This window comes from Natronosalvus amylolyticus (genome assembly GCF_024298845.1).
In the GTDB taxonomy this organism is placed as follows: domain Archaea; phylum Halobacteriota; class Halobacteria; order Halobacteriales; family Natrialbaceae; genus Natronosalvus; species Natronosalvus amylolyticus.
This window is the reverse complement of sequence record NZ_CP101160.1, coordinates 265116-277415: the sequence shown is the minus strand read 5'-3', so window position 1 is coordinate 277415 and position 12300 is coordinate 265116. Positions and strand designations below refer to the sequence as shown.

Sequence of the window (12300 nt, the reverse complement as noted above, 5' to 3'; positions counted from 1 at the left end):
TTACTTCCCAACCCTGCACAGGAGAACCGAACCGATGGGGTCGGCTCACACGTCGAGTTTGGAAGGGTACTAGTCGTCGGCTGCTTTGAACAGTTCGGCGTCGGTGTCCTCGAGCTGTTGACTCGACCAGTACTCGTGGGTGTCGTCCTCTCGGAAGCACTGAACGGTGTGCAGCTCATCGTGAGTGTACTCGGGTGGGATCTCCTTCGTACAGGTTTCACGGGCCTCCGGACACCGCGTGTGGAACCGACATCCAGACGGCGGGTTCTTCGGATCCGGAATGTCGATCTTGCGAACAGGCGGTTTCCCGCTACCGCTTCCGGGATTTAGGTCCGGTGTCGCCCACCGCAAGACCTTCGTGTAGGGGTGCTGAGGATCGTTGATTATCTGCTCGGCAGGACCGATCTCGACGAGCTGGCCGAGATACATCACCCCGATTCGCCCCCCGGCGTGGGCGGCGAAATAACGGGCGTTCGAGAGGTCGTGAGAGATGAACAGGAACGAAGTGTCGTAGCGCTTCTGGAGATCGAGCATCAGATCCATCATCTCGACGCGTAGCGAGACGTCAAGCGCGCTGATCGCCTCGTCGGCGAGGATCAGATCGGGATCCATCAACAGCGCACGCACGAGCGCGACACGTTGTTTCTCCCCGCCGGAAAGCTGGTGGGGATACCGTCCGGCGTAGTCTTCCGGTGGTGACATGCCCACCTCCTCGAGCATCGACAGTACCTCTCGACGGCGGTCGCCGGCGCTCATCTGGCTCTGCCAGCGCTTCAGTGGTACCTCGAGGATCTTCATCACCCGACGATTCGGATTCAGTGAGGATCCGGGGTCCTGATGGATGATCTGCAGGGATCGCCGGATGTCGCCGAAGGGTATTTCAACGTCACCCCGGCCGTCCCGTGCGTTCCAGATGTCCTGGCCGCGGTAAGAGACGCTGCCGCCTGTGGGGCGCTGGAGCCCGATAGCGGTCTTGCCGAGTGTCGTCTTTCCACAGCCGGATTCGCCGACCAGTGCGACGACGTCCTGCTCGAAGACATCGAGCGAGACCCCGTCGACAGCGCGAACCACGTCGGGTTCGCTCCGGAAGTCGAACAGTCCAGTGCTCTCCTCGAAGTGAACCTCGACGTCCTCCATACTGAGGAGTGGCTCTTTGCTATTCATGGCTCATCCTCCTGGACGACCGCCTGCTCGTGTGTCAACGGGATCGCCTCCACCGCGTCGTCACAGTGGAAGCATGCGGCCACGTGATCTTCTGTTATCTGCTGGTACTTGGGATCTGCCTCAACGCACCGATTATTCGCTACCGAACACCGCGGGTGGTATGAACAGCCCTTCGGCACGTTCACTGGGTCAGGTGCCGACCCTTCGATAGGGCGCATCTCAGAGAGCGGCGCATCGAGGTTCGGCGTCGCGTTGAGCAGCGACCGCGTGTACGGGTGACCCGCATTCTGCAGTATCTCGTTGGTCGGTCCTTGCTCGATCAGTTCGAAGGCGTACATCACCGCCATTCGGTCCGAGAGCTCGGCGACCAGCGGCAGATCGTGCGTGATGAACACCATCGTGAGATCGTATTTTTCTTTGAGCGACTCGAGCAGGGCGAGAATCGATCGCTGCATCAGCAGATCCAGCGCAGCGGTCGGCTCGTCCATTACGAGCACGTCGGGCTCGAGCAGAACCGACAGCGCGATCAGTGCGCGCTGGCGCATTCCGCCGGAGAGTTCGTGTGGGTACGAGTCCATCACGCGCTCGGATTCGAGATACAGATCCGAGAGGATCTGGTGTCCTCGCTCCATGCCTTCCTCGATGTCGAAGTCGTGGGCATCTAAGGTCTCCTCGAAGTGCCCACGGACGGACATCGTGGGGTTGAACGAGGTCATTGCGCCCTGGAAGACCATCGAGATGCTTTCCCAGCGCAGCTTTCTGAGTTCCTCGTCCCTGAGAGAGAGGACATCGATGGGCTCGCCGTTCTCGGGATAGTATGTGACCGATCCAGAGAGGATGCCCGGATCGACGACGGCATCGAGAATTGCCGAGGCGAGCATCGACTTGCCGCTGCCACTCTCACCGACGATCCCGAGGATCTCGCCGCGCTCGACTGTGAGGTTTACGTTGTCGAGGACGCGGGAGACGCCGCGGTCCATCTCAAAGACGACTTCGGCGTCTCGGATCTCGAGAATCGGATCAGATACGTCTTGCAGTTCGGTTTCCGAAGTGAATGTGTCGTTCAAACTCATTTTACAGGCCCCTGGATCGTATTTTCGTCCTCCGCTTCACTCATCGTTGTTCCCTCGTGGCGCGTTCGGACTCGCGGGTTGAACAGCCTATCAGTCCCCTGTGAGAACAGGATGAACCCGAACGAGACGATGACGACAGGCGCCATCGGTACCAGGAGCAGGTACATCCGACCTGGCACCTCGAAGGCGCCCATGACGGCGTATGCCATGTTCATCATCACTCCCCAGTTACCGATCCCATCGTACGAGAGCACGCCCAGGAAGTACAACGCGACACTTGCGTAGATCACTCCTCGTGCGGCGAATGTGAAGTTGATCATGATGTACGGCATCAGATTTGGCAGGATATCCTTCCGCAGGATCCCCGACGTGCCGACACCCATCGTCCGCGAAGCCTCGACGTAGGAGTGCTCCCGGAGCGACAGGACCTGGGAGTGAATCGACCGTGCGAGGCCGGCCCACGCGTTGATGGAGAGAATAATCCCGAGCAAGAACGGATTCGTCGTATCGATAAGCGCGACGATTACGATCACCAGCGGCAACCCGGGAATCGTCATCGCGATATCGGTGAGGGTCATCAGTACCGTCTCGGTGTTTCCTCGCTTGTACCCGGCGGTGGTTCCGATGACGGTAGCAACCACCGTCACGAACACCCCTGCCGCGATGACCATCTGTATCATCTGGGGGGTCGCCCAGAAGATCCCCGAAAGCAGATCCCGCCCCATCATGTCAGTTCCCAGTGGGTACTCCCACGACTCGAAGGGGCGGAGGAAGCGTTCCGGTGCCTGCTGGGCCCGGGGCTCACCGAGTTGCCAGGGAATTCCAACCGCGGCGAGTGCGCCGTTGAACCACTCGTAGCCGTGTCTGTGTAACGACGTGACGGCACCCATGAGGAAAAACAGGGAGATGATGATCATCCCTATCTTTGTCCGCCAGTCCGACCACGCGATCTTCGTCGGTTGAACGATCGACTCGTCGACCACTTCTGCGAACTGCTGGGTCCGGGTGACCTCGGTCACCTCTGTGTCGTCGAACATACGGGCCGTTTGCCCGCCGTCCGAGAGAAGCCTTGAGGTGTACTCCGAGTCTTGACCGTCACTCGTCTCGTCGAACGCAGTATCGTCCTCAGTACGCTTCACCTTCATCACCCGTTTTAATGCGTGGATCCAGTTTCCCGTAGGTCAGATCTCCAAACCAGATTGCAACCACCATTGCTGCTGTGAGGACGATAAACGTCCCCATCATCAGTGGCATGTCGTTGGCTTCGATGGCCTCGAGCATCCAGTAACCAACCCCATGGTAATTGAACAGTTGTTCCAGAATCACGGCTCCACCGAACATGGTTCCGATGGAGATGATGAGCCAGGTGTAAAGCGGGAGGACGGCGTTGCGACCCACGTATCGCAGAGCGATTCGTCGATCAGGAAGTCCTCGGAGCCTCGCGACTCGGACGTAGTCCTCTCCAAGCGTCTGGATGCTGTTCCCACGCATCGCCAGTGCGGTCAAGCCATAGCCCGTGACGATGAACGAGAGTGCCGGAAGGAGTGCGTGCCTGAACGCACCCGAGACGAATTCGAACGTCAGACCGACTGCGACGCCGTCCGGAAGCCGGTTTCGGGCTGGGATCATTTCGAGGATCAGGAAATCGCTGAACCCGATGTACTTGATGAACACTACTGCTGCGACGTAGTAGGGAATCGACGCCGCAACGATCGCCAGCGCTGAGTTCGAGTAGTCGAAAGCCGACTGCTCACGGTAAGCCATAATCGCTCCGAGCGCCAGGGCGAGGGCGAACATGCCGAACGTCGCCAGTGACATCACCCAGATCGTCCACGGCAGCGCTCCGGCGATGATCGCGGAAACCTCTTCGCCGGATCGAACTCCGTACGTCGTCCCCAGATCCCCTTGCATGATGCTCATCATGTACTGGACGTAGGCCTCTGTTATCGAGGCGTCCGGGTCGATCATCAACATATCCTGGACCTGGCGACGGAGCATGTCGCGGTTTTGGGCGAGATTCGGGTTTTGCTGAATCAGCTCCGCGACCACGATGTCCTCCGCGCTCCAGGGCAGCATTCGAATCATCACGAACGACAGCGTAACCACTGCCCACAGCGTGAAAAGCGCCTGTCCTGCCCGTTTGAGATGCCAGTTCATGAAGCGCCTACCGTCCCGTACACTTCATTAGACCCGGAGTGTCTGCACCTGAAAGCGAGTCCTCAGTCCGCGGGAGCTGGTACATTGGCCAGAACACCCGCATCCGTGGGTTATCCTCGACCTCGTTCGGGAACTCCCAGGACTCGCGGTCGATGAAGTGCTGCTCGTATTTCTCCATGACGACCAGCATCGGCAGATCCTCGTTGACGAGTCGGGTGAGCCTTTCGACGAGTTCCTGAATCTCGTCCTCGTCCTGGCTAGATGCGAGTTTTGGCACCTCCTCGGAGAGGTCTATTTCCTCGCCCTCGAACTCAACCGTGTCGGGATAGTTGAACCACGAACCCGGCGGATGCTCCCTGTTGAGGAGTTTGTGTCGAAGCGCGAAGAAGGGGATGAACGCGTCGGTTCCCCAGTTGTGAGGGTAACAGAGGAGTTCGAAGTCGCCGCTCCCCATGAGCCCCCAGTACGCGCCCCCGAGCGTGTTCAGGGTCGCCTCGAAACCGGCCTGAGAGAGATTGTCGACAAGGGTGCTGGCACCGATGACCCAGTCGGACCAGCCCGCAGGGACGATGACCTCTGCAGGAACGTCGGCAGCTTCGACACCTGCCTCCTCAAGCAGTTCGGCAGCACGCTCGGGATCGTGGTTGTACTGGTTGTACTCCTCGACGTAGTCCTCGCCCAGCCACCCCTCGTTGACGGCCTCGGGGAGCCCGGTGTAGGCGGGATGGTGTACCTTGGTGTCCGGGCCCACGTTCTGGATGACGGTTTCGCGGTCGAACGAATGGGCGATGGCCTGGCGAACCTCTCGCTGGCCCAGCGGACCCTCGTCGTGGTTTGGTGTCAGACCCATCCCGAACGCGCCGGGGATCTGTATCTGCTCGAGGGAGTCGGGGAACTGTCCAAGGACCCCGGGGCCGGCAAACAGGCTGATGATGCCGTCGAGCTCCTGTTCGATGAACGACTGATGGGCAGCCTGGTTGCTCCCTCGGTTTCGCATCCGGTAGCCGCCCCAGTTGTAGTTGTCAGCGTGAGGGTGTCCTTCTTCACGTGGTGTGAGTTGGTGATACGCGTCCGAGACGTCGTCGAGCTCGAAGGGCCCGCTCGGAATCGGCTCGTCGACGTCGATGTCGACCGCCGCGACGTCGTCGTTTTCGGCCGCTTCCTCGAACTGAGCAGGCGGGTTGTTCGCGTAGTTCCCGAGGATGGCTTGCTGGATGATATCCGGGTTCGCACCATCGGGATAGCGGAACGTGAGTTCGTAGTCGCCCGTTACCTCGACCTCTTCGACGAAGTCGAAGGCTGCTGCCTCTCGTTCCTCGAGGATAGTCCACTGTACCATGAGGCTCTCGGCGTCGAGGGGAGTACCGTCGCCCCACTCGATGTCATCGCGCAGTTGGATCGTCCCCTCTGTCCCGCCGAAGTCCCAGTCCTCGGCGAGTGCGGGAACCCACTCGTCTTCGACGGTGTCATAGAGCGCGTAGGGCTCGTAGACGAGTTCGAGCTTCGAGGATGTTCCGTCTGGAGCGTACGGATTGTACGTAAATCCTTCGACGGGATTCCCGACTTCACACATCTCGAAGTACACGTCGGGGTAATCCTCGTTGATGGCTCCGTTTACACCGGTATCCCCGTTGGTGTCCCCATTACCGTCGTCCTGATCACCGGGACTATCATCGTCATCGTCGCCTCCCATACAGCCGGCGACTGCAGCAGCTCCGGTGGCACCTGTGAGCGTTACGAAAGTCCGTCTGGAGAGTACATCACTGTAATCTCTCTGTGAGTGGCTGTTAGCCATACGAATACTGATTCATTATCCAACCCACATAAGTATTTCCTATATGGCAGTTCTAGTCAACGATAATTTAATTCAGGGGGTGCCATCAAAATCGCGAATCCACACAAATCAGGGCAATCCCTCCTTCTATACCTGGCGGATACCCAAGACACCAGGCTTCTCATGCGACCGTCCGGTCCCGCTCGAAACGAATCCTCGCCGTATACGGCGAAGAAAATGTCGTTACCGCAGATCCCACTCGTCAAACCCGTACGATTCGATGGCGTCTAGCCGCTCGCGCTCGGCATCGGTGAAGTCGATCGCGGCCGCCTCGAGGTTGGTCTCCAGCTGCTCGACCGTTGAGCAGCCGATGATCGGCACGGTACGCTGGTCGCGAGCGAGCATCCACGCCAGCGCAATGGCGTTGCCGTCGACGCCCTTGCGCTCGGCGAGCTCCTCAATCACCTCCATTTTCAGACGATTCTCCGACCGGACGTACCCATCGGGGATCGGGCGGTCGTCGCGACCATATGCGCCCTGCAGCGTCGGCGAGTACGGTATCAGAGTGAGGTCGTGTTGGTTACTGTAGTCGACCAGTTCATCGGTGGCCGGGAGCTGTCCGCCGAAGCCGGCGTCGCGGTCGGGAATAAGGTAGGAGAAGCGAGGCTGGACGCACTCGAATCGGGGCCACCCGCGATCTGCGGCGATGCGGTTGGCTCGTGCCACCCGCCAGGCGGGGAAGTTCGATGCGGCCAGATGACGAACCTTTCCCGCCTCCACCACGTCGGCGAACGCCTCCATGTATGCGATCTGGGGCGTGTCGGGATCGTCGACATGGGCGTACAGCAGATCAATCGTCTCGATCCCGAGGCGATCGAGGCTCTCGTCGACCGACCGCCGGATCAGATCGGGGTCGAGACTACGCTCCTCGAGATGTGGCGGATTGAACCCAACTTTCGTCGCAACCGTCACGTTCTCGCGCACGCCACGCTCTTCGATCCACTCGCCCAGGAAGTACTCGCTCTCGGGCTCGTCGTAGCCATCGAGCCACGTCGGGTAGTTGTTGGCGGAGTCGAAAAAGCGCCCACCCGTCTCGTAGTACGTGTCGAGAATATCGGTGGATGTCTCGGCGTCGATCGTGCTGCCGAAGTAGATCGTCCCCAGCGCCAGTTCGCTGACTGATTCACCTGTCTGTCCTAGCGGGGTCGTCTCCATATGGGGACGAAAACGGCCCACGTCAAAAGGTTGATGATTTTGTTCAATTTAGCGATAAGATTCAATTATAGAGAAAGCGCGCCGTCGAACGCCGGTTGATGATCCATAATTCATTGATTCTTTCACAGCCGATGATTTTACCAGTCTGCGCCAGGGCGGGCAGGGATATGGAGGGTGCCTCGAGCGTCCTGGTCGGTCAGGGTTTGTTTTGATAATATATGAGTGATCGCTCGAGACGTCTCACTCAGTGGATTCAACGGCTGAACGTAGTTTTTAGGGCTACACAGACACCACAATTTACATTCACCAAAAAATTAATTATCGGTGCTGGGTAAGCTAGCTTGTGTCACGCCACTAGTTGACGAGCGAACGGACATAGCCACGGCCAATACGTATCGAGATCCGATACTATCCCGTCGCGTCGTGAGAGGTGTCTAACCGCGTGAATGGAGACGCCTATCAAGTCAATGAACGCGTGATAACACAGAGCAAACATATGACACGAAATGATGATAGTTGCGGCAGTTTCGACCTTTCACGTCGAACGTTCGTCGCGGCGACTGCACTGACGGGCGGCCTCGGTGGAACGATTTCGACCACTGCTTCGGCCTCGGATCACGACATCGTTCAGGTAGGAAGTGGTAGTTACACGACGACGCTTCCCGATGGAATGGACGAACCACCGGAATCGATATCCGTTACGTCGAGCGTCGAGGGCCCTATCGACTCGAACGACTGGTGGAGTAGCCTCCTTTGGGAGGACTTCTCAGAGAACCTGTTCGTCCATCCACTGTACGTCGACGCGTCCGAAGACGGACTCGACGTGGGCTTCCCGACGGAGTGGACCTTCAGCCGTGAGGGTAGGCTCGACCACGTCACCGCGATGATGGAATTACAAACCGATCTCACCATCGGTCATACGGGCGGAACCTTTGACGATTCGCAGGTCGATGGGTGGGGTGACTGGTCGGTGAGTACCGTCTGGGGAGCCGATACGTCGTCGACGCTCCGAGTAACGATGGCACAGGGATCACCGTTCCTCTACTGTGAGTACGAGGGCGGTGGCGCCGAGTTATCGTTCCCGAGCACACCCGACGTCCACGACGAGGGGAACGTCCTCCGGATCCAGAGCAACGGTAACGTCTACGGCGTCTTCGCCCCCGAAGGTGCCACGTGGAACGGCATCGGCTCCGACACATTAACGTCCGACCTCGATGGCGAAGAATACCTATCGGTGGCACTCCTGCCCGACGACTCCGATGACGCCCTGTCGACGTACGCCGACTACGCGTACAACCGGATCGTCGATACACGCATCGACTGGGTCTACGACAAACACGAAGCGACGGTCGAATCGACCTTCTCTTTCGAGACCGTCGATCGCCCCGAGAGCGGTTCTGACGGCGTGTTAACGACGCTGTATCCCCACCAGTGGAAGTATAGCGACGCCTCGACCGAGGCCTGGAGTTACACCACCCAGCGTGGCGAACAGCGCGTGTACACGGGTTCGTCCTTCTCCGTCACCTACGAGTACCGCGGCATGCTACCGTACCTGCCTGACGTAGGGGACTACGATCAAGACGAACTCGAGGGGTACGTTCAGGAAGTAGCTGACGAGGACGAGTTGATTCGCCCTGGACCGGAGGATCCGGGAGACGACACGTACTGGACCGGGAAGAACTTCGAACGTCTCGTCCAGTTGCTCCCGATAGCTGAGGCTGTAGGGGCGACTGACGCCCGCGACCGATTCGAGAACGCGATGCGCGACGAACTCGAGATCTGGCTCGACGCAACCGTTTCTGGCGATACGGACTCGCCGGACGTGTTCTACTACAACGACAACTGGCGCTCGCTTTTGGGCTACCACGATAGCCACGGATCCGCAGATAACCTCAACGACCACCACTTCCACTACGGCTACTACGTGAAGGGGGCTGCGGCGATCGCACGGACGGATCCCGACTGGGCAGACTCCGACAACTGGGGTGGCATGATCGAGCAATTGATCCGGGACTATGCTGGCTACGACCGGTCGGACGACAAGTATCCGTTCCTCAGGAACCACGATCCCTACGCTGGTCACTCCTGGGCAAGCGGAAACGCACTGTTCGAAGAGGGGAACAACCAGGAGTCGTCCTCGGAGTCGCTGAACGCCTACGCCGCGATGATCGAGTGGGGCGAGTACACTGGCAACACCGAACTCAGGGACGCAGGCATCTTCCTCTACACTACGGAGCTTCACGCCGTACAGGAGTACTGGTTCGATATTGACGGGGACAGTCACCCTCCGGAGTGGGACCACGACTATTCATCAAACGTCTGGGGTAACGGTTACTGGTACAAGACCTGGTGGACGCTCGACATCGAGGCAATCCACGGGATCAACTTCATGCCACTCGACGGCTATTCGCATCACCTCGGCTGGGACGACGAGCACGCCGAGGCGAACTACCAGGAAATCGTCGAGAACCGTGGCGGCGACGACTTCGATTACTATCCCGACCTCATGTGGATGTTTCGGGCGTTCTCGGACAGCCAAGATGCTCTCGCCCTATGGGAGGCGGATAAGGACGATTACGACGTCGAGTTCGGCATGTCCCGAGCCCAGACATACTATTGGCTCACCGCGCTCGACGCGACCGGTTCGCCGGAACCGTCGATCACGGCCGATCACTCGTTGTACACCGTATTCAGCACCGACGATGGGGCGCTGACCTACGCAGCGTACAACCCGGGTGATTCTTCCATAACCGTCTCCTTCTCCGACGGAACGTCCCTTGACGTCCCCGCGAACTCGATGGCGACGACGACCGACTCAGACGGCGATAACGGTGGCGGCGACGAGGAACCAGCAGCGCCCACGAATCTGCACTCGCCGTCGAACACCGACACGACGGTCGACCTCGAGTGGGATCACGACGGTGCGAACACCGCCCACTACAACGTGTACGTCGACGGTTCGAGGTACGGCGAATCGGCAAATACCTCGGAGACGGTGAGCGGGCTCGATCCCGACACCGGCTACGAGTTCACTGTTACGGCCGAGTCCGATGACGGAATCGAGTCCGACCCGAGTAACACCATCTCGGTGACGACCGACGCGGACGACGGCGACATGGGCGATTCGGCACCGAGCATCGACCAGTTCGACGTTTCGGACACGAGTTCCGGTCCGTGGACGCGATTCAACGTCGAGTGGGCCGTCTCCGATCCGGATGGCGATCTGGATCTCGTCGAGATCGAAATGATCGACGATAGCGGTACCGTGGTGGACTCGACGTCGACGGCGGTGAGTGGAGACAGCGCCTCAGGGGAGGACTCCGTTCGCGAACGAAACGGCGGAGGTGAATACGAACTCGAGCTCACCGTCACGGACGAAGCTGGAAATAGCGCTACCGAGACGAAGACCGTGGCCGTTGCCTGATACGGTTTACTGTGGTCTCTTCCCGGTAATTGCCGACTCGGTATTTCCAATCACTGACAACAGTCACAGTAACCGTATGAAGACCACTTTCTTGTCGTGGTTCACGAGGGTATTCCGATCAACGTGTACTGGTCAGGAAAACGGTCGAGATCGATCCTTCCCGGAAAAGTATCGTATTATCGCTGGCGTCAACGGTGCAGAATCTGGATTCGCGAGGATATCAACCGTTCACTCCAAACCAGGTACAGATACCACCGACATGTGAGCAGTTGGTCTTATTATAGATGCCCCGTAACACGAGCGCATGGAGCGAGACACGATCCAAACGGCGCTGGAATACGCGGGCCTGACGACCTACCAGGCTGACGCGTATCTGACGCTACTGGAGATGGGCCAGTCCCCGGCCATCGAGGTTGGGCGGAACTGCTCGGTACCGGTCTCGCAGATCTACGACGTGCTCCGGAGCCTCGAGGAGGCGGGCCACGTCGAAACGATGGAACAGGAGAAGCTCTACGTCCGTCCACGCGAGCCGGACGAACTGCTCGAGGACCTCACTGACAGGGGGGAGCTCCTACAGGACGCCGCGGAGGACATCGAAACCCGGTATCAGCAGCCTGCACGGATGGATTATCGAATCAGCGTCGCCACCCACATGGAGACCGCCGTCAAGCAAGCCACCGAACTTATCGACGAAGCGGAGACCTTCGTCGAGGTTTCGGCGAGTGCCGATCGGTTGGCGAGCATGCGGGAGGCGCTGGAGGCCGCTCGAGAAAGAGGCGTTATTGTACGGGCGGGAGTGTATGTAGATGGAGCCACCGATTCGAAGGAGGAATTCGATCCCGAGGGCGCCGTATCCGAATTGCGTGCGATTACGATTCCGGGGCCATTTCTGGTCGTTATCGACCGCAACCGCACATTCTTCGCGCCGGAGGGTCGGTTCGACGACAGCTACGGCGTTTTGATCCGGGACCGTTTCCTCCCGTTAATCTTTCACTGGTACTTCCAGACCTCCCAGTGGGATCTCTACGATCCGATTTATATCGACGCTCCAGCTCAAGCGAGGTACGTTAGCATCGAGGAATTCGTCCGCGACACCTGGCCACTCTATCGTGATGGCTACGTCCTCGAGGTCGATATTCAGGGTGTGGAGACGGAAACCGACGTCGAGCGAACAATCTCGGGGACAGTCACGGGAATGCAGTATCCTGGAGTGGAACGGCAGAATTGTGCGCTGACACTGATGGACGTGGCCACCTACGTCACAGTCATCGTCGATACCGGAGACGAGTTCGTTACCGTGGGAGGCTGGGGTGCCGTTTTTGAGGATATAGAGGCCCATCGAATCGACCTCGTCGGAATCGACGTCGAGGGGGAAATCGTCTGATGAGACGTTCTGAGGACCGACGGCTACAAACGCATAATATCGATCGGGACGGAACCGGGAGACAAGGGTAATCTCGAGGGATTTGCGTCCACAAACGGATCGGTTACTG

The 12300-nt window shown here is 59.0% G+C and carries 8 protein-coding genes; 2 read left to right on the top strand and 6 right to left on the bottom strand.

Annotated elements, in window-relative coordinates; translation table 11 throughout:
• Positions 1-69: 69 nt before the first annotated feature.
• The 6 genes from NLK60_RS18925 to NLK60_RS18900 form a co-directional block, all read right to left on the bottom strand.
• Entirely contained in the window at positions 70-1164 is a 1095-nt protein-coding gene (locus NLK60_RS18925; RefSeq protein WP_254810838.1) for an ABC transporter ATP-binding protein, read from the bottom strand.
• Positions 1161-2237: an ABC transporter ATP-binding protein gene (locus tag NLK60_RS18920; protein ID WP_254810837.1), complete on the bottom strand. Its 1077-nt coding sequence runs from the start codon at positions 2235-2237 to the stop codon at positions 1161-1163. The genes NLK60_RS18925 and NLK60_RS18920 overlap by 4 nt, the downstream gene beginning before the upstream one ends.
• Positions 2234-3274: an ABC transporter permease gene (locus NLK60_RS18915; RefSeq protein WP_254810836.1), complete on the bottom strand. Its 1041-nt coding sequence runs from the start codon at positions 3272-3274 to the stop codon at positions 2234-2236. The genes NLK60_RS18920 and NLK60_RS18915 overlap by 4 nt, the downstream gene beginning before the upstream one ends.
• A gap of 88 nt (positions 3275-3362) precedes the next feature.
• Positions 3363-4394, bottom strand: a complete 1032-nt coding sequence (locus NLK60_RS18910) for an ABC transporter permease (protein ID WP_254810835.1) — start codon at positions 4392-4394, stop codon at positions 3363-3365.
• 7 nt (positions 4395-4401) lie between these two features.
• Positions 4402-6189 (bottom strand): ABC transporter substrate-binding protein, encoded by a 1788-nt coding sequence (locus tag NLK60_RS18905; RefSeq protein WP_254810834.1) that lies wholly within the window; start codon positions 6187-6189, stop codon positions 4402-4404.
• Between the two features lie 222 nt (positions 6190-6411).
• A complete protein-coding gene (locus NLK60_RS18900) occupies positions 6412-7383 on the bottom strand; it encodes an aldo/keto reductase (RefSeq protein WP_254810833.1) in 972 nt (323 codons plus the stop codon).
• Between the two features lie 496 nt (positions 7384-7879).
• Here NLK60_RS18900 and NLK60_RS18895 point away from each other — a divergent pair, with 496 nt between their 5' ends.
• Together NLK60_RS18895 and NLK60_RS18890 are read left to right on the top strand one after the other, a co-directional pair.
• Positions 7880-10807 carry a glycosyl hydrolase gene (locus tag NLK60_RS18895; protein ID WP_254810832.1) on the top strand — a complete coding sequence of 976 codons (2928 nt, stop codon included), beginning with the start codon at positions 7880-7882 and terminating at the stop codon, positions 10805-10807.
• Between the two features lie 304 nt (positions 10808-11111).
• Entirely contained in the window at positions 11112-12191 is a 1080-nt protein-coding gene (locus tag NLK60_RS18890) for a TrmB family transcriptional regulator (protein WP_254810831.1), read from the top strand.
• Positions 12192-12300 lie beyond the last annotated feature (109 nt).